This is a genomic window from Fructobacillus sp. ESL1117 (genome assembly GCF_058508565.1).
This window is the reverse complement of the sequence record NZ_CP196385.1, coordinates 187,436-205,554: the sequence shown is the minus strand read 5'-3', so window position 1 is coordinate 205,554 and position 18,119 is coordinate 187,436. Positions and strand designations below refer to the sequence as shown.

16 protein-coding genes are annotated in these 18,119 nt (G+C 45.5%); 3 read left to right on the top strand and 13 right to left on the bottom strand.

Features of this window, described 5'->3' with window-relative positions:
* Nucleotides 1-13: 13 nt before the first annotated feature.
* The 5 genes from rpsN to parE form a co-directional block, all read right to left on the bottom strand.
* Nucleotides 14-283, bottom strand: coding sequence for a 30S ribosomal protein S14 (gene rpsN / locus ACSYSH_RS00960; protein ID WP_047974832.1), 270 nt, complete (start codon nucleotides 281-283; stop codon nucleotides 14-16).
* Complete coding sequence (rpmG, locus tag ACSYSH_RS00955; RefSeq protein WP_002815032.1) at nucleotides 283-432, bottom strand: 50S ribosomal protein L33; 150 nt, start codon at nucleotides 430-432, stop codon at nucleotides 283-285. Before rpmG ends, rpsN begins: the two co-directional genes overlap by 1 nt.
* A 128-nt stretch (nucleotides 433-560) precedes the next feature.
* On the bottom strand, nucleotides 561-1,466 hold the full coding sequence (locus tag ACSYSH_RS00950) for a manganese-dependent inorganic pyrophosphatase (protein ID WP_489816445.1): 906 nt from the start codon (nucleotides 1,464-1,466) through the stop codon (nucleotides 561-563).
* 77 nt (nucleotides 1,467-1,543) lie between these two features.
* Entirely contained in the window at nucleotides 1,544-3,976 is a 2,433-nt protein-coding gene (parC, locus tag ACSYSH_RS00945; protein WP_491702594.1) for a DNA topoisomerase IV subunit A, read from the bottom strand.
* A gap of 31 nt (nucleotides 3,977-4,007) precedes the next feature.
* Nucleotides 4,008-6,122 (bottom strand): DNA topoisomerase IV subunit B, encoded by a 2,115-nt coding sequence (gene parE / locus ACSYSH_RS00940; RefSeq protein ID WP_491702595.1) that lies wholly within the window; start codon nucleotides 6,120-6,122, stop codon nucleotides 4,008-4,010.
* 274 nt (nucleotides 6,123-6,396) lie between these two features.
* Here parE and plsY point away from each other — a divergent pair, with 274 nt between their 5' ends.
* Nucleotides 6,397-7,011 carry a glycerol-3-phosphate 1-O-acyltransferase PlsY gene (plsY, locus tag ACSYSH_RS00935; RefSeq protein ID WP_252774061.1) on the top strand — a complete coding sequence of 205 codons (615 nt, stop codon included), beginning with the start codon at nucleotides 6,397-6,399 and terminating at the stop codon, nucleotides 7,009-7,011.
* Nucleotides 7,012-7,175: 164 nt separating this feature from the next.
* Here plsY and ACSYSH_RS00930 read toward each other — a convergent pair whose 3' ends face one another.
* On the bottom strand, nucleotides 7,176-9,422 hold the full coding sequence (locus tag ACSYSH_RS00930; RefSeq protein WP_491702596.1) for a RelA/SpoT family protein: 2,247 nt from the start codon (nucleotides 9,420-9,422) through the stop codon (nucleotides 7,176-7,178).
* Nucleotides 9,423-9,824: 402 nt separating this feature from the next.
* Between ACSYSH_RS00930 and ACSYSH_RS00925 the strand changes: the two genes are divergently transcribed.
* Nucleotides 9,825-11,051 carry an MFS transporter gene (locus ACSYSH_RS00925; protein WP_491702597.1) on the top strand — a complete coding sequence of 409 codons (1,227 nt, stop codon included), beginning with the start codon at nucleotides 9,825-9,827 and terminating at the stop codon, nucleotides 11,049-11,051.
* Nucleotides 11,052-11,120: 69 nt separating this feature from the next.
* On the opposite strand, the gene ACSYSH_RS00920 is transcribed toward ACSYSH_RS00925, so the two are convergent.
* From ACSYSH_RS00920 to ACSYSH_RS00895, 6 genes are all read right to left on the bottom strand, one after another.
* Nucleotides 11,121-11,411, bottom strand: a complete 291-nt coding sequence (locus ACSYSH_RS00920; protein WP_252774064.1) for a DUF7671 family protein — start codon at nucleotides 11,409-11,411, stop codon at nucleotides 11,121-11,123.
* On the bottom strand, nucleotides 11,398-13,932 hold the full coding sequence (locus ACSYSH_RS00915; protein ID WP_491702599.1) for an ATP-binding protein: 2,535 nt from the start codon (nucleotides 13,930-13,932) through the stop codon (nucleotides 11,398-11,400). Before ACSYSH_RS00915 ends, ACSYSH_RS00920 begins: the two co-directional genes overlap by 14 nt.
* Entirely contained in the window at nucleotides 13,913-14,992 is a 1,080-nt protein-coding gene (locus ACSYSH_RS00910) for a carbamoyl phosphate synthase small subunit (protein WP_252774066.1), read from the bottom strand. The genes ACSYSH_RS00915 and ACSYSH_RS00910 overlap by 20 nt, the downstream gene beginning before the upstream one ends.
* A gap of 85 nt (nucleotides 14,993-15,077) precedes the next feature.
* Nucleotides 15,078-15,605 (bottom strand): bifunctional pyr operon transcriptional regulator/uracil phosphoribosyltransferase PyrR, encoded by a 528-nt coding sequence (gene pyrR / locus ACSYSH_RS00905; protein ID WP_047974823.1) that lies wholly within the window; start codon nucleotides 15,603-15,605, stop codon nucleotides 15,078-15,080.
* A 53-nt stretch (nucleotides 15,606-15,658) separates the two neighbouring features.
* Complete coding sequence (locus ACSYSH_RS00900) at nucleotides 15,659-16,585, bottom strand: RluA family pseudouridine synthase (protein WP_491702600.1); 927 nt, start codon at nucleotides 16,583-16,585, stop codon at nucleotides 15,659-15,661.
* Nucleotides 16,586-16,963 carry an EbsA family protein gene (locus ACSYSH_RS00895; RefSeq protein ID WP_489816435.1) on the bottom strand — a complete coding sequence of 126 codons (378 nt, stop codon included), beginning with the start codon at nucleotides 16,961-16,963 and terminating at the stop codon, nucleotides 16,586-16,588.
* 104 nt (nucleotides 16,964-17,067) lie between these two features.
* Here ACSYSH_RS00895 and ACSYSH_RS00890 point away from each other — a divergent pair, with 104 nt between their 5' ends.
* Nucleotides 17,068-17,454 carry an RNase H family protein gene (locus tag ACSYSH_RS00890; protein WP_491702601.1) on the top strand — a complete coding sequence of 129 codons (387 nt, stop codon included), beginning with the start codon at nucleotides 17,068-17,070 and terminating at the stop codon, nucleotides 17,452-17,454.
* 84 nt (nucleotides 17,455-17,538) lie between these two features.
* Here the strand turns inward: ACSYSH_RS00890 and ACSYSH_RS00885 are convergent, their stop codons facing one another.
* Nucleotides 17,539-18,063, bottom strand: a complete 525-nt coding sequence (locus ACSYSH_RS00885) for a GNAT family N-acetyltransferase (protein WP_489816433.1) — start codon at nucleotides 18,061-18,063, stop codon at nucleotides 17,539-17,541.
* Between the last annotated feature and the right edge of the window lie 56 nt (nucleotides 18,064-18,119).

The window sequence follows — 18,119 nt, the reverse complement described above, 5'->3', positions numbered from 1 at the left end:
GGGTATTAAATTCTTACCAAGAAGCCTTACGAACACCAGGAATCTGGCCCTTGTGTGCTAATTGACGGAAGTTCAAACGTGACATACCAAATTCACGCATGTAACCGTGTGGGCGACCATCAATTTGGTCACGGTTGTGAAGACGAACAGGTGATGAATCCTTTGGCAAAGCTGCCAATCCGATGTAATCACCAGCAGCCTTCAAAGCAGCACGCTTGTCAGCGTACTTTGCTACCAAAGCTTCACGTTGCTTTGCCTTTGCAATCTTTGATTTCTTAGCCATTACTTGATCTCCTTGAATGTTACCACTTTACGAAGTTTTGGTGAGTACTTCTTCAACTCCAAACGGTCAGGCGTATTACGACGGTTCTTTGACGTCAAGTAAATACGCTCCCCAGTTTCATCATTGCCTAATACAACATGAATACGCATATTCCCTGCTCCTCGAATGTTAGATTTTTTTATAAAAATTATTTGCTTGTCAATACAAAATAATATTATACATAGAATTTAGACGGCTGTAAAGCCCATTTCTTAGATTTATCGAAATAATTCTAAGCTTAGAATTGACCTTGCAATGGTGGGACCACTTGCTTTTTACGGGAAACAACTCCTGGCAAGTCAATCACATCATTTTCAAGCTTGGCACCAAAGGCAGCCTCGATGGCTTCTGGAGCATCTCCAACATAAAGACCCTTTGAGTTTGAGTTCAAAATATCTGTAATTACAAACAAGAAGTCTTCATAGCCAGCGGCCTTGATTGCCTTTTCTAGGCCTTCCTTACGAGCCAAAACGTCGTCAATATCAACCGTATTAACCTGGCCAATGCGAAATTCATGTGAACCCATGGTAAAGGACTTGGCATCCCCTTCCAACAATTCTTCATCTGTCCGCGTTGACAAATCGGTACCAGCCTTCAACATCGCCAAACCATAGCCATCCAAGTCTTCGATACCAGCAATCTTAGCAAGTTCTGGCAAGGCCTTACGATCAACATCCGTTGTCGTTGGGCTCTTCAACAGTAAAGTATCTGAAATCAAACCAGAGGCCAACATTCCGGCGACCTTAGCAGGAATCGTTAAACCAGCTTGCAAGTATTCATAGTACAAAATTGTTGAAACAGAACCCCATGGCTTAGCCGTGATATACAACGGGGTGGCATTTTCAAAAGCAAACTTGTGATGATCGTAGATACCATAAACCTGGACGTCAGCCAAATTATCAACTGACTGTGCCGCTTCGTTGTGGTCAACCAAAACAACCTCTGCTGTTTGGGCCTTGTCAATAATTGGCAAAGCCGTCAAGCCAAAGTAATCCAACGCAAATTGCGTTTCGGCGTTAGGCTTTCCTTGCGCAACGGCTTGGGTTTCCAAACCTTGCTGTGCCAACAAATCAGCAGCACCCATTGCAGAAGCAACGGTGTCAGTATCTGGGTTCTTATGTCCAAAAACTTGAATCTTTGCCATGTCTTTTCACTCCTCTAGTGCCAATTCTTTTGGCAACTGTCAATACTTAGATTGTAACCCGAATGGGTTACATTTGACTAGTCATTTTCCTTTAAATTCAAAGGGAAAATAGCTGTCGCTTGCCCATCGCTCTTCACATCCAATAAAGCCTGACCATTGCTAGTCCGACTCGCTAATGAATGATCAGCTAATTGGATATCAAAGTCCTTTAAGTGGTCGGTTTCAATCCGCAAAGCCCCCTGGTTCGGATCAACAGCTGTCGCAGCAGCAATTTCATAAGAAACGGTCTTCCGTGGACTAAGCACTTGCAAGCCCTTGTTAGCTCGGTGGCCAAGGGTTATGTCGTCTAACAAGCTATACTTAAAGGTTCCCTGATTTGTTACCAAGGCCAAAAACTTATCTTGTGGTGCCAAGGCTAATACCGTAACCACGGTATCACCCTCGGTTAACTTGATGGCCTTCACCCCGGCGGTCCGAGCACCAACGACTGGCACATCGGCCAATTCAAAGCGCAGGGCCAAGCCAGTCTTTGCCAACACTAAGGCTTCTTTCTGATTGGTGACCAGCGCTGCTGTGACTACCCGTGCCGCTTCTGTTTTCAGTTTCATCACAGTTGCTGATTTCTTCTTGTAGGACTTTGGCACAAGGTCCTTAAGTAAACTCTGCTTGATAAAGCCATCATTGGAAGCAAGTAAGAAGGCTTGGTTGCTATCCGTTTCTGCAACCACATAGGCCTGGATAATACTTTCCTGGCTATCCCAGTTCGACAGCGCCTGCGAGAAGTGTTCTCCTGGTTCCTTCCACCTGTACTCCGCCAACTCATAAATTGGTCGGTAAATCAGGTTCCCAAAGTTCGTAAACATCAGCAAATGTTGGGTTGTGTTGGCCGTTTGATTCAAGACAACGGCGTCATCTTCGGCTAAGCCGTTTTCGGCAGCAGAGGCCTTGTAAGAACGCAATGATGACCGCTTCGCATAACCATTCTTTGAAACCAAGATGCGGACATCTTCATCTGGTACTGTCACTGCTGTGTCGATTACCAACGATTGGATTTCTTCTTCGATTTCCGTCAAGCGTGGGCTGGCATATTCCTTGGTGATGGCCTTCAATTCAGTGCGGATCACATCATGAAGCGCTTCTTCTTCATTCAGGATCTTTTCCAACATAGCAATCTTTTCAGCTAATGCCTTGTGTTCCTCTTCTAGCTGGGTCACATCAGTATTAGTCAACCGATATAACTGCAAAGCCACAATCGCTTCAGCCTGTTCCTTGGTGAATCGGTACTCCTTCACCAAGTTCTCCGTCGCATCCTTGCGGTTCTTCGAAGAGCGAATCGTTGCCACGACTTCATCGAGGATGGACAACATTCGAATCAGCCCCTCCACAATGTGTTGGCGGGCCTTGGCCTTTTTCAAGTCATAGGCTGACCGCTTGCGAACAACTTCTTTACGGAAGTCCAAAAAAGCGGTCAAACCGTCCTTCAAAGTCACTAAAACAGGACGTTGGTCATGAATGGCGACCATGTTGAAATTATACGAAATCTGCAAGTCCGTCTTCTTAAAGAGGTAGGTCAAGATTCCATCGGCCGAAGCATCCTTGGCCAACTCGATCACAATTGACATCCCCTCGCGGTCAGATTCGTCACGAACTTCAATAATGCCGGCAACTTCTTTGTTGGCACGAATCGCATCAATCTTAGCGACCAAGTTCGATTTCACGACTTCATACGGCAACTCCGTCACTTCAATCTTTTTCTTGCCACCCTTTAGACTAGAAACTGCCGTCTTCGCCCGGACAACAACCCGCCCTCGACCGGTCTTATAAGCCTGCTTAATGCCGTCGATTCCTTGAATAATCCCACCCGTTGGGAAATCAGGTCCCTTAACGTATCGCATCAAAGCTGACAATGGCGCATCGGGATGATCGAGCAAGTAAACCAACGCTTGGTTGATTTCCTTTAAGTTATGAGGGGGAATATCGGTCGCATAACCAGCCGAAATGCCAGTTGCTCCGTTGACGAAGAGATTTGGTACTCGAGATGGGAGTACCGTCGGCTCGTAGGTCGTATCATCAAAATTTAAGACCATTTCAACCGTATCCTGAGCTAAGTCTTTCAGAATTTCACCGGATAACTTCGTTAACCGCGACTCGGTATACCGCATCGCAGCGGCTGGGTCATTATCAACTGACCCGTTATTTCCGTTCATATCAATTAATGGTTCGCGGACCTTCCAATCCTGGGACAAGCGAACCATGGCCTCATAGATTGAGGAATCCCCGTGGGGGTGGAAGTTTCCCATCACGTTTCCGACTGATTTAGCCGACTTACGATATGGGTGGTCATAGGTATTTGAATCCTGGTCCATGGCGTACAAAATCCGTCGTTGAACCGGTTTGAGACCATCACGGATATCCGGAAGGGCACGTTCCTGGATGATATATTTTGAATATCGGCCAAAGCGCTCACCCATCACGGCTTCCAATGAAAGCTCAGTAATGCGGTCTGCCATACTGACAATCCCCACCTTTCTAAATTAGTTATTAAAACAAGTCTAAGTTCTCAACATGGTCTGCTGTTTTGCTTGCTGGGTTATCAGCCTTTTTTTTAGCTGCTTTTCCCTTAGCAACAATGACCTGGTCATTTTGTTCATCATCGGTACGATTATGACCAGCAATTGCCTGTTCGAAGACTTGGGCATTTGCTTCGTCACCACCGGCAACGTTATCCAAAATTGAGCCGTCTTCTTCCAGAGTAAACTGAACGTTGCTTTCAATCCATTGGCGCCGAGGGTCAACCTTATCACCCATCAACGTTGTGACCCGCTTTTCAGCCAAAACAGCGTCATCAATCTTAACCCGAATCAGTGTCCGCGATTCAGGGTCCATCGTTGTTTCCCAGAGTAATGGTGCATTCATTTCGCCCAAGCCCTTAAAACGAGTTAATTCGTACTTCACCTTAGCGGCTGCTGTGATTGTTGCCAATTCATCATTGGTCCATGCAAAAGAATCTTCCTTCTTGCCACGGTACTTCACTCGGTAAAGTGGTGGTAAGGCAATGTAGACACGCCCGGCCTCAATCAAAGGCCGCATGTACTTATAAAAGAAAGTCAGCAACAGGGTTTGAATGTGGGCCCCATCATCATCGGCATCGGTCATAATAATAATCTTATCAAAGGCCGCATTTTTAATATTAAAATCAGGGCCGACTCCGCCACCAATTGCATAAATCAGAGTCGAAAGTTCCTCATTTTTTAAGATGTCCGCCAATTTCGCCTTTTGGGTGTTTAAGACCTTACCACGCAAGGGCAAAATTGCCTGGAACTTACGATCCCGGCCTTGCTTAGCAGAGCCACCGGCTGAATCACCCTCAACTAAAAACAGTTCGTTCTTATCAGCGTTCTTTGACTGGGCTGGTGCTAACTTACCAGACAATAAACGGTCACGCTTACCTTTGGACTTACCTGTCCGGGATTCCTCACGGGCCTTACGAGCAGCCTCACGGGCTTCGCGAGCACGGAGTGCCTTACGGACAATCTTTTGACCAAAGTCACCGTTTTCCAGCAAAAAGCGCGACAGGGTTTCATTAACCACCCCATCCACAGCTGCCCGGGCCTCGGTTGTTCCTAATTTATCCTTTGTCTGTCCTTCAAATTGCAAAATTTCTTCTGGGACACGCAAAGAAATCACGGCCGACAATCCTTCTCTGACGTCTGAGCCTTCAAGGTTCTTATCCTTTTCCTTTAAGAGGTTAACCCGGCGGGCATACTCATTAAAGGCCTTAGTCCAGGCCGACCGAAAACCAACCTCGTGGGTTCCACCGTCCTGTGTCCGCACATTGTTAACAAAGGACAGCAGGGTTTCAGAGTAGCCATCGTTATATTGGGCAGCAACGTCGACCAAAATACCATCAGCTGTTCCCTCAAAGGTCATCACTGGACCTAAGCCCTCTTTTTCCTCATTTAAAAACTGAACAAAAGACTGCAGACCATGGTCATAGTGGTAAACTTCTTCGCGAACGGGCGTTACCCGCTTATCGGTCAGGGTAAACTTGACCCCTGACATCAAAAAGGCCGACTCTCGTAGGCGTTCAGCCAAAGTATCAAACTTAAAGACAGTGGTTGAAAAAATGCTTGCGTCCGGTTTAAACGTCACCGTTGTCCCGGTATGGTCCTTAGTGGGGCCTAAATCAATCAGGGTGCCAACTGGGTGGCCCCCATTTTCAAAACTTTCTTCAAAGCGGTGGCCATCGCGAACGATTGTCACCTTCAGATGTTCCGACAAGGCGTTCACAACAGAGGAACCAACACCGTGCAGGCCACCAGAAGTGGCATAACCACCCTGGCCAAACTTTCCACCAGCATGGAGAACCGTCAAAATCACTTCGGGCGTTGGTTTTCCAGAAGAGTGCATTCCAACCGGCATGCCACGGCCAAAATCACGAACAGTAATGGCATTATTTTCTTCAATTGTCACCGCAATATCGTTTCCGAAGTTCCCTAGGGCCTCATCAACGGCGTTGTCAACAATTTCATACACCAAATGATGGAGTCCACGTCCATCAGTCGATCCGATATACATACCGGGGCGTTTCCGAACTGCCTCCAATCCTTCTAAAATTTTAATTGAATCTGAGTCGTAGTGTGTTTGCTTTGCCACGGTCTTCTTCCTTCTCGTCATTTCGTCTAAGATAATGTATTCTGTTCAGTTAAAACAAGTAATGCTATTATCTTAGACAATCAATAATTATCATAGATTAAAATTTACAAACTGACAATAGGAAAAAAGAAAAGTTCTAAAGCCTAAAAACCAACCAAATCCCACCCGTCCTTTTCCCCTAGGGTTTCTCAGAAAAATTTAACCAGGAAAAATAAAATCCTATGGTAAAATGTAACGTGCTGTTTCTTTTTAGAAAAAAGGAGTTTTAAAAACTATGTTAAAAATCGCTTTCATCCTGGTCTTGGCCTATCTCTTAGGGTCAATGGTTCCAGGATATTGGTTAGGTAAGGTCTTTTACCATAAAGACATCCGAACCGAGGGCTCTGGTAACATCGGGACCACCAATGCCTTTCGAATTCTGGGCCCCGTTCCGGGAACGATTGTCTTATGTTTAGACATTCTTAAGGGCGCTTTGGCAGCGTCTTTGCCAGCACTCTTTGGCTGGCAGCACGTCAATGTGATGCTTGTTGGCCTTTTTGCTATCTTGGGACATACCTTCTCAATTTGGATTGGCTTCAAGGGTGGCAAGGCCGTGGCAGTGTCAGCCGGTGTCTTATCCGTTTATAATACCCCACTCTTTTTGATGGTTTGTACCATCTTTGTTACCTGCCTAATTCTCTTCTCCATGGTTTCGGTGGCCTCCATGGTCGGCTTTACCTTCGCCACTTGCATGTCCGTCTTTTACTATCACGATTGGATTTTATCGATTGTCGCCATCACCTTAACGATTTTTGTTTTCTACCGCCACCGTAAAAACATCGGTCGCATCTTTACGGGAACAGAATCAACGATTCCCTTCGGCCTGGTTTACTGGTTAAAGGCCCGTTAAAAATCAGTTTCCCTTAAAACTAAAAGGACGCCCTGCTCAGTACATCAAGACTGGCAGGACGTCCTTTTAACGTCTAATCATTTAACTGATAAGTAGCTGAATCACAATAGCCATTGACTAAGAACCAGCGGCCTCGAAAACCAACCATAGCAACTAGCAGCACTTCAATGGATTGTTCGCTTCACATCATAAACCGAGTGATCTGCTAACAAAGCATCGATTATGCCATTCAATTGAGCTAAGTTCGCTACTCCAATTGATGCTTGAACCTGCACCATGCCCCCCTTGGTTACATGTCCGTTGATTTCTTTGATAAAGCGAGTCTTGGCATTCAAAGACCGCAAAATGGCATTCAAAATACCCGGTTCATTTTCGGCATGAATGGTTAAATCAGCAGTGTAATCTGGTCGTTGACCATTGACATCTGCCCAAATAACATCCACCAATCGCTGACCCTTTTGCTGAGCTGCATGAATGTTTGGACAATCAAAACGATGGACGGCAATGCCCCGCCCTTGGGATATATAGCCCATCACGGGATCCCCCGGCACTGGTGTACAGCAACCAGACAAACGAACTAAAAGGTTATCAACTCCGGCAATGACCACGTCGGACTGCTTATCGCGGTCACGACTTTTTTGCTTCGGCACCTGAGGTTCCTTTTTAATAGCCTGGCCATCTTCCAATAAGCTTTTTTGCAGTTCTTCGGCATCCGCCGCCTCACGTTCTTCACGAACATGACGGGTCAGTTCCTTGGCAACTGCTAATCTTGAAATATCACCATAGCCAACAGCGGCCAACAAATCTTCACGAGTACCGGCCTGCATCGTTTCCGCCACGGCCGCAATTTGTTCATCGGTTACGAAACCAACTGGGTTAAAGTGCATTTCAAAAAGTGCACGTGAGATGGCTTCAAGGCCATTTTCAATATTATCGGCTCGGTCTTGCGACTTCAAGAAGTGCTTAATCTTGTGTCGCGCCTTACGCGTTGAAACCAAATCCAACCAGTCTCTTGAAGGACTCGCATTAGGGCCGGTCAAGATTTCCATAATGTCGCCATTTTGAATTTTGTAGTCCAATGGAACAATGCGGCCATTGGCCTTGGCCCCGGTCGTTTTAGTTCCCAAATTAGAGTGAATAGCAAAGGCCATGTCCAAAGGGCCGGCACCTTTTGGCAATTCATAAACATCGCCTGCGGGTGAAAAGGCATAAACCCGGTCAACGAAGAGATCGGCTTGAACCGAATCCATAAAGTCCTGGGCATCCGTTGCCGATTCCTGCAATTCCAAAATCCCCTGAATCACGTTCAAAGCCCGTTCGCTTTGGTCCTTGACATCGGCTGATTGGTTAGAAGTTCCGCCATGTTGCTTATAAGCCCAGTGGGCCGCAACCCCGAATTCAGCGACTTGGTGCATCGCATGGGTTCTGATTTGCACTTCCAAAGGTCTGCCAGAAGGACCAATCACCGTTGTATGCAACGACTGGTAGCCATTTGGCTTTGGCAAGGCAATATAATCCTTGAAACGTCCTGGAATTGGTGTCCAATGCGCATGAATAGCACCCAAAACGGCATAGGTATCAGGAATTGAGTTAGTTAAAACTCGAATAGCTGAAAGGTCATAAATTTCGCCAAATGACTTATGTTTGTCAACTAATTTGCGATAAATTGAATAAATATGCTTTGGCCGTCCATAAACGACAACATTTTGCAAACCGAGGTCATGAATACTGTCTTCAATCTTATCAACAGCGATTTGGATGGCCTTTAACCGTTCCTCACGCTTCATATCCATTTGACCAGCAATTTGATGGTAGGCGTCTGGTTCCAAAACTGCCAAGGAAAGGTCTTCCAATTCCCATTTAATTGCCGAAATTCCAAGTCGGTCAGCCAAAGGCGCATAAATTGAAAGCGTCTCATGGGCAATCCGGCGTTGCTTATCAGGGCGCAAAGCATCGAGGGTGCGCATATTGTGCAACCGATCGGCTAATTTGACGATAATGACCCGAATATCCTTTGCCATTGCTAAAAGTAACTTGCGATGGTTTTCGGCAAGTTGAACCTTGGAATCCTGGTACTTAATTTTTGAAATTTTGGTCACACCATCGACAATACGGCCGACAACAGGATCAAAGTGCTCCGTCACATCTTCCAAACTAACTGGTGTGTCTTCTACAATATCATGCAAAAAACCAGCCACAATTGTTGCTTCATCCATCTTTAACTCGGCCAAAATACCAGCAACTTGGATTGGATGAATAATGTAAGGTTCGCCAGAATGACGCCTTTGTTGGGCATGCAAATTCTTAGCCCAATCATAGGCCGCTTGCACCTTGACAACCTGGTCATCCGGCATGTAAGCCCTGACCATTTCCATGACATCATTGGCAGTGTATTCCTTGTACTTGGTCATTGAAAAAGACCTTCCTTTAAATCAAGATTACCCAGCAGCGGCCTGAGTTAGCTAAATGAAAAAAAGAACAATAGCTGTCCTTCTTTTTGGAAACGTGTTTAGGTATTCCCTATTATAAAATACTTTAACCTGGCAAACAAGCCTTTAGCCAGGAATCCAAACGATTGACCTGCTTGCTACCACCAATTAAAATCAGCATCATAATCATGGCCCATAAAGCCAATGAAAACAGCACTTGTCGCTACTCGACGGTCCCCATTCCACTAATTTTCGAACATTTAAAATAGCAGTATCTTTACATTTTTCACGAAATCGTCATCTGCCTTTCGTGCAAGTCTTTTTAAAAAGGAGTAAACTACTAGATTAGCAGATTATCAATTTTGACAGTCAAGGAGGTAATATATGACTGAATCTGATCGAGAAACACCTGATCAAGCGATTAACTGGCAACGAAATATTTGGATTGTTTGGCTCGCCGTTTTTATGACCGGCGTCGCTTTTTCTGAAGTCTTGCCATTTATGCCCTTGTACATCGATACATTGGGCCACTTTTCCAAATCAGAATTGACTTTTTACTCCGGTGCGGCTTTTGCCATCAACTTTTTAGTGACCGCTGTCGTCTCACCCATTTGGGGGCGAGTCGCCGATAAAAAAGGCCGCAAATTAATGATGATGCGGGCCGCCCTTGGCCTGGCAATTTCCCTCTTTTTAATGGGTTTTGCCCAAAACGTCTTTGAACTACTGGCTTTGCGAGCTTTACAGGGGGCATTAGGTGGCTTTGTGTCAAATGCCAACGCCCTCATTGCCACCCAGACACCTAAGGAAAAAGTAGGTCGTTCATTAGGAATTATCGTCACTGGCTTTACTGGTGGCCAGTTAATTGGTCCACTTTTCGGTGGTGCCATGGCTTCGGTCGTTTCTTACCAAACGCTCTTCCATATTACTGGTTTGATTCTGTTAATCGTTTTCTTCTTTATTTGGTTCTTGGTCGAAGAACGGCCAGTTGCTACAGGTCAAGAAGAAAATCCTGTCATCAAGGTTAGTTGGAAGACACTCCCCAAAAAAACACTCTTGGTCTCCCTGTTCTTGACCACCATGTTGATTCAAACCGTCAATATGTCGATTAACCCAATCGTGTCCCTCTTTGTTCGCGAAGTCGTGCACAACCAGGGCAGCGTCACCTTTATCGCTGGAATCGTGGCCGCTATGCCTGGTTTGGCCACAGTGATCTTTGCCCCAGTCTTTGGTCGCTTGGGTGATAAAATTGGGACCAAGTACCTGATTCAAGCCGGTTTCGTCATGGCCGTCTTCGCTTTTATCCCAACAGCTTTCGTTACTTCCGTCATCGGATTAATCCTCCTACGTTTTGCGGTTGGCATTTCGGATTCGACAATGTTACCCGCAATTCAAACATTGTTAACCAAGAATTCACCGGCCGGCATGGTTTCTCGGATTTTCTCCTATAACCAATCCTTCCAAGCAGTTGGATCCGTAATGGGCCCAATGCTAGGAGCTGCTATCGCCAACATCTTTGATTACCGTGCCATCTTTATTGTTTCAGCGGGCATCGTTGCCCTTAACGGCTTGCTTTTCTTCTTTAATGTCAACCGCAAGTATGACTTAAATTAACTTTTTTCAACCAGCAAAAAAGGCTGCCGAATCATTTTCGATTCAGTAGCCTTTTTATTGTCCTTCATTTTATTCTTGAAAATCAGCTGGGACAACCATCATTTCACTAGTAAACCGACCCATCGGCTGATAGTTGTGACGGTTTTTGAAAGCTAACGGTGCCGTTTTAATTAAAACGACCTTCTGATTTTTTTCGGTCAAAAAGATTTGTCCAGGACCGACAACCTGACCTTTCGTGTGTTTACCGATTCGCCAGGGGTGCAGTTTTTGACCGTGTTTGACTTGGTAATCACCAGACTTACCCTCAGTGACCATTACCCCATAAAGGATTTCAGTTGGATACTGATTACTTTTGCCCATCGCTATTCTCGCTTTCATACGGGACTACCTTGGCGCCCATTTCAAAGCGAGTTAAATCAATAGCTTTATCGGGGTGCAAGTGTAAGTCAAAGTCTGTATTTTTTGCTGCCATCGCCAATTTAGCCGTTTCATGCTGGCCCTTAATAGCAGCTAGGTATTGGCGGTCAGCTTCATTTAGCTGCCCAACCCAAGCTCGCACAATCATCCGGCCCAATGGAATGCCCAAAACCTTAGTCAGGTAAGCAATATGTCCGTATGGCATTGGCCGCAGCCAAGTATCCACGCGTAAGTCAGGCAAAGGAATTTTGCTGACCCAAGCATCCAAGTCGACGCGCCAAATAATTTGATACAGACCTGGACTCGCTAATACCAATCCATCCAGAAGAGCCGGATCAATCGCTTGGTCGAGAATGCGAACTTCACCAGGTCGGTGCTGCGTTACGACCAATGGGTGCTTTTCTTCGCCATCATAGAAGAAATTCAAGCTAAACTCCGATTGATGCTTTTCGGGTCCGCTCGGATGATGCTTTTCTTTCGGGAAAACAATCACGTGTTGACCCATTGCCTGCAATGCTTCAATCAATTTTTTACGATTACCTGGAACCAAAATAGCATGAGGTTGTTCCTTATCAACCACCGACATGACATCCGAAACTTCAAGAGGTTCCAAATACTGTTTATCTGACAGGTGTGGCAACAGAGTTGGATCCGCCGCATTGTTGTTCATGATAATCGTTTGATAATCCAATCGATGCAACTCGGACAGCGTCACGCTGGTCATATAACCAGCTGATGCCCCGTCCCCCATTCGAAAGGCCCCTGGCCCAATAATCAAAACCGACTGGGCGCAAATTGGTTCGGACTCATTTTCTTCTTCAAAGGTGGCAAAGAATTGCCGTGCATGCTCGGGAAATTCACCAGCAGATGGCTCCAAGGCCTTATAAGTTGGCTGGATATTATTTTGTCGCGCTAAGGTACGAATTGCTTGAAAATCAGTTTGCCAAAAACGGGCAATCAGGCCATCCGAAAGGCCAAATTTCTTCGCTCGTCGTAGTGCATCGGCATCAATTTTATCCTGGTCAACCGACCGCTCAATGTCGATTAGACGATTCAGTTGGTAAAAGTAAAACTCATCAATATTAGTTAATTCAGCCAGTTCATCGACTTCATAACCACGACGTAAGGCCTCAATTAAGAGCAAAACTCGGTTATCTTGCGGATGAATCAACTGTTGAATCAGTTCATCATCCGAGACATCGGCCATATATTTTGGGGAAAACGACCGGTTATTGAAGTGGGCCGAACGAATGGCCTTTTCCATCGCTTCCACAAATGTTCGACCAAATCCCAAAGCCGACCCAACTGATTTTTGCACTGAATTCAATTGACGATTAACTTTAATGCCCATCGCTTCCAGGTCACCAAAGGAGAAAACCGGCAACTTAACGACAATATGGTCCATCACCGGCTCCATAATCGCCGTTTTTTCATGGAAGGCATTTGGCAAATAGACCTCGGTAATTTTCTTGCCCATGGCCAGCTGCGCTGCTACCAGCATCACAGGATAACCGGTCATCACAGCCATCCGGTTCGCCAAATGATCAAGATAAGGCGAAACCTTAATTACATAAATTTCACCCGTCTTTTCATCAAGAGCAAACTGAACGTGTAACACACCACGAAGGCCAATTAAGTCAGCAATCGCAAAGGCTTGAATTCGCATTTGCTGCAAAATTTGATCGGAGACCGTCAAAACCGGCGCAACTGAGAGTGAGTCGGCCGTATGAATGCCAATTGGATCCATATCTTCAGAGGCTCCGACCTGAAGACAGTTACCATCACGGTCACGAACAACCAAGACAGAGACTTCTTTGAGACCATTAATTGCCTTAGCAATCAGCACCTCGTTAGTTAATGATTGACCCATGACCCGGTTAACAACGCGGTCAAAGTCATCCAAGCGCTCAACAATTTGTCTCGTCGTGCCCTGAACTGGGTTGTGTGCCCGAATGACCAAGGGCAATTCCAAATCGCGCAACATTTCATTCGCTTCTTCTTGGTTTTGCACCACGGCCGAGGCGGTAACACTTAGGCCTATTTCCTCAATTCGGTCAAAGAGTAAAGTCCCATCGTTAACCTCGTGCAGTTCGCTAGCCGCTAAACCAAGCGTTTGTGGCAAAACACCATCTGCTTCACGCCACTCAGAAACAACCTGGTCCCATAAACGCAACGCCCGCACACCACCAAAAAGCGGCATCACACCATCAATCTTTTGAGACTTAATAATTTTCTTTACGTTTTGGACAGTCAAAGTCCGTAAAAATCCGGTAGCCGCTGGTGATTCCAGGGCCAACGAATAGGGATTATCATCCAAAACTGTCACTGTATAACCAAGGCCATTTAAAATTGGCAAAACTTGGTAAATTGCGGCATCACTTTCGCCTTGGAGGCCAAAGTCTGTTTCGCCACCACCGATAAAAAGTACTTTTTTAACCGGCGTTTCAACTATTTTTTTGTACATAATCTGCTACCGTTTCAAAAAAATCCGCAAAGATTCCGTTGGCTTCAAGAGGACCAGGTGCCCCATCCGGAAAGAATTGCACAGAAAAGGCTGGATTGTCGCGCAAACGAATTCCTTGGATTGATCCATCAACCAGATCGCGGTGGGTCACAAAGAGTTTCTTGCCATCTAGTGAATGCTCATCAATCACATAGCCACGCCCCTGCCGGGCATAAAAAAGCTGTTGCGAGATAATTTCTTGGATCGGATGATTCATACCATGGTATTCAGCCGGTAAGGCTTGAATTTCAGCCCCATTGGCCAATGCCAGGAGCTCGTGTCCAAGACCAAGACCTAACAAAGGCATTTTCGTCTGTAAGACTCGAATCAAAGTCAGGACCGAATCAGGCAAATCCTCGGGATTACCAGGACCAGTTGATAAAATAATACCATCGGGGTCCAGTGTCAACACTTCATCAACCGTTGTTGTATAGGGCAGGACCGTCACATTGGCATCGTAGTCACCAAGGACTCGCAGAATCCCGTGTTTTAAACCAAAATCAATCACAATAATGTGAAAACCATGGCCAGGGTTGGCATAGGCCTTCGGGGTAGCCGTGTTTTGAACCTGTTTGTTTGTCAACACGGTGGCCACCAACTGGTCAACTGCGTGGTCATCGACAACATCAACAATTGTCGCTTTTTGCGGGCCCGTTTCGCGAAGGTGGCGGATTAACTTACGCGTATCGACCTCATACAGTCCCGGAATATTATGATGCTGCAAAAAGCGGTCCAGGTTCATCCGCCGCTGCCGATTAGTGGATACTTCCGCCAAATCGTGAACAACTACACCACGAATTTTGGGTGTAGTCGACTCATAGGCCTCCGCATGAATGCCATCGGCGCCAACAACTGGCATCGCAAAGACAATCATTTGCCCATCATAAATTGGATTTGTAATTGTTTCCTGATAGCCGGAGGTAGCGGTATCAAAAATAATCTCGCCAAAGGTTGTCGCTGGTGCGCCAAAGCCTTGGCCAGAGAAAACCGTTCCATCCTCTAAAATTAGGTGCCGTTCCATACTTTTTCTCTCATTATCTACTATTTTCGAAAAAATCAGGTTCTCTCCAGCCCTGATTTTCAAAGGCACGACGAACTAACTTGTCCTAATGGACAATTTCAACCGAGTCTTCCCCATCAAATTCCTTGACTTTTACCTTAATTTTTTCATTTTGGGCAGTTGGGATGTTTTTACCAACGAAATCAGCCCGGATTGGCAATTCGCGGTGACCGCGGTCAACCAAAACTGCCAAAGCAATCGCCTGAGGACGTCCAATTTGAATCAAAGCATCCAAAGCAGCACGAGTGGTCCGACCGGTAAAGAGCACGTCATCAACCAAGACAATGTTTTGATTGGCAATGTTGAGTTTTTCAGCTGGGTCCAAGCCCAAATCATCACCACTGTCCAGGTGATCATCACGGTAATTAGTGACATCAATCGCCATCACAGGAATTTGAACCTGTTCCAGTTGTTCCAAGCGGTCAGCAATCCGGTGGGCCAAGTACTCGCCACGAGTCTTAATCCCCACTAAAATGAGATTTTGACCACCCTTATTCCGTTCCAAAATTTCGTAAGTGATTCGAGTCAATGCTCGTTGCATCGAATCCTGGTCTAACACTACTTTATTTGCCATGTTTCGTCCTTTCTGTCGGGCCTATTAACACGATTAACTGATTTTTTCACCGATTATAAACCTTGGTTTTCACGCAATTCTTGCAATACCTGGTCAAACAGAGCCGGTAGTGCTGAATCAAATCGGAGTTCTTCTTGTGTCTTTGGTTGGGTCAGCACAAGCGTTTTTGCGTGAAGAAGCTGACCTGGTAATTTGATATTAAAAATCTTGTCCTGGTGACCATAAACACTATCGCCAACAACGGGATGACCAATGTAAGCCAGGTGCACCCGAATTTGATGCGTTCGACCGGTCTCTAATGCTAATTCTAACAGTGTATAACCGCCAAAACGCTCAATCACCTTGAAATGAGTCACGGCCTCACGGCCATCTCCAATCACGGCTTGTTTCTTACGATCCTTAGGATGACGACCGATTGGTGCATCAATCGTTCCTTCATTTTCCTCAAAGTTGCCCTTGACCAACGCATAGTAAATTCTTTGCGTTTTATGAGCCTTTAATTCAGCAGCTAAGGCATGGTGGGCTTGGTCATTTTTGGCCACCATCAGCAAACCAGAGGTATCACGATCAATCCGGTGAACAATACCAGGACGGAATTCACCGTTAATTGTTGATAAGGGGGCATGGTAGAGTAAAGCGTTCACCAAGGTTCCCCCAGAATGGCCTGGCGCTGGGTGGACAACCATCCCTTGCGGCTTATTCACAACCAATAAATCATCGTCTTCGTATACAATATCAAGGGGAATATTTTCTGCCTCAAGTGCCGTTTCTTTCACCGCTGGCGGGTTAATGCTAACAACATCGCCCTGCTTGACCACATAAGACCGTTTCACGGCTTGATGATTGACTAATACGAGTCCTGCTTTAATCCAGTTAGCCAGTGTTGACCGCGAATATGGTAGTTTTGCCTGTCCCAAAACGGCATCTAATCGGCCCTGTTCTTGATCAATTGTCAATGTGACCAGTGTTGTTTCAGCCATTTAGGCCATTCCTTTCAGCGCTTGCGCCATTCTCTTCGAAAGGTGATAGGCCCGTGGCCGACCGCCAATGACAATAATGAGTGCCTTTTGGTCAAAAAACCAATTAACTGCTGAGTCATTCAGGTTAATGACTTGTTTTTTCATCATCCAGGCACTACTAATCGTTAAGGTTTGATTTTCAAGTATGACTTTGCGTCCCAAAAAAGTCCATAGGCCAATCAAAATCATAAAAATGGTATAGGTTACCCACCACCAATTAATATTATAGAAAAGCTCACTAGCCCAAATAGGACTAATGATTAAAACGGATAGCCACATAATCCAAGCAATATTGGACCAGTCTGCCTTCGGTTGGTAAAAACCGCGAATAATACGCATGAAACGTTCTCCTTGTTCCGTATCTAAACATCTATTATTTTACCATTTACTGGTGCATTCTGGTATTGTTAGAATTGAAGAAAAGTCCCAGAAAGGATAAAAATGTGATTCGTTTAGCAATCGATGCTGCTTTCCAAAAGGACAGCCACCATGCCAGTGCTGGTCTTGTTCTCGTTCAAAATGGTCAACAATACCAAAAAAAAGTTCGCTTAGCGGACTGTGAGGATAACCACCAAGCTGAATTTTTAGCTTTACTTTGGGCAATTAAATCAGAATTAGCCATCCTCCAAGCCAGCCAACTTGTTGAAATCGTTTCGGATTCAAAAATTTTAGTCAGTTCCATGCAAAAAGGCTATGCCAAACACTACCAAAAAGAAGTCGATTTAATTTTAGCCCTCTTACCCAATCCTGATTTAACCTTTTACACATGGGTTGCAGATCGAAAAAATCAGGGGCCCCACTATCTGGCCCTCCAGGCCCTACAAGATTAAGGACACTATTAGTTTAAAAAAGTGAATTTAAGCCAAGATTATAGCTCAAAAAAACCGCCAATCAGCTGATTGACGGCTTTTTCTTTAATCATTAATAAGTAGTTGGTAGGCAAAGCGCTTTGTTGAAATATGTTCTGCTTCAAGCATATCAACTGAACCACGCTTTTCAAAGCCATTATTGGCAATCACCTTTTGCATAGGGAGATTCCCCGGATGGGTATCGATGCGAAAATCGCGGGCACCCCGTGCATAAAAGAATGAAATTAACGCCGTGAAAAAACGTGGTGTTAGTCGCTGGCCACGGAACTTATCCGACATCGCTACCCGATGGAGTGAGGCATAGTCGTGTTCGTGACCACTATCGGCCCAACTACCCTCTTTAATATCCGTGTAGAGTGGATCTTCCCCTTCAAAGGCAGCAGCGTATCCTGCCACCTCATCACCGACTACTAAGACAAAACCCTGTTGCGCATCCAAATCAGCTTGGATTGTCGCTTCATTCGGGTAATCGGATTGCCACTGGTCAATCCCCTGCTCCTTTAAATAACCTTTGGCGGTCTGCAAAATCGCAACGATTTCAGAGACATCACGAGCCTGTGCTCGTCGCATAAATACTGCTGGCATATGCGTAATATCGCGTACTAATATCAGTACGCTACTCCTTT

Coding starts and splice junctions, on each gene's coding strand:
- ACSYSH_RS00950 (WP_489816445.1), bottom strand. CDS start 1,466: ATGGCAAAGATTCAAGTTTTTGGACATAAGAACCCAGATACTGACACC.
- plsY (WP_252774061.1), top strand. CDS start 6,397: ATGTTAAAAATCGCTTTCATCCTGGTCTTGGCCTATCTCTTAGGGTCA.
- ACSYSH_RS00910 (WP_252774066.1), bottom strand. CDS start 14,992: ATGGAACGGCACCTAATTTTAGAGGATGGAACGGTTTTCTCTGGCCAA.
- rpmG (WP_002815032.1), bottom strand. CDS start 432: ATGCGTATTCATGTTGTATTAGGCAATGATGAAACTGGGGAGCGTATT.
- ACSYSH_RS00925 (WP_491702597.1), top strand. CDS start 9,825: ATGACTGAATCTGATCGAGAAACACCTGATCAAGCGATTAACTGGCAA.
- ACSYSH_RS00930 (WP_491702596.1), bottom strand. CDS start 9,422: ATGACCAAGTACAAGGAATACACTGCCAATGATGTCATGGAAATGGTC.
- pyrR (WP_047974823.1), bottom strand. CDS start 15,605: ATGGCAAATAAAGTAGTGTTAGACCAGGATTCGATGCAACGAGCATTG.
- rpsN (WP_047974832.1), bottom strand. CDS start 283: ATGGCTAAGAAATCAAAGATTGCAAAGGCAAAGCAACGTGAAGCTTTG.
- ACSYSH_RS00915 (WP_491702599.1), bottom strand. CDS start 13,932: ATGTACAAAAAAATAGTTGAAACGCCGGTTAAAAAAGTACTTTTTATC.
- ACSYSH_RS00900 (WP_491702600.1), bottom strand. CDS start 16,585: ATGGCTGAAACAACACTGGTCACATTGACAATTGATCAAGAACAGGGC.
- ACSYSH_RS00895 (WP_489816435.1), bottom strand. CDS start 16,963: ATGCGTATTATTCGCGGTTTTTACCAACCGAAGGCAGACTGGTCCAAT.
- parC (WP_491702594.1), bottom strand. CDS start 3,976: ATGGCAGACCGCATTACTGAGCTTTCATTGGAAGCCGTGATGGGTGAG.
- ACSYSH_RS00885 (WP_489816433.1), bottom strand. CDS start 18,063: ATGCGACGAGCACAGGCTCGTGATGTCTCTGAAATCGTTGCGATTTTG.
- ACSYSH_RS00920 (WP_252774064.1), bottom strand. CDS start 11,411: ATGGGCAAAAGTAATCAGTATCCAACTGAAATCCTTTATGGGGTAATG.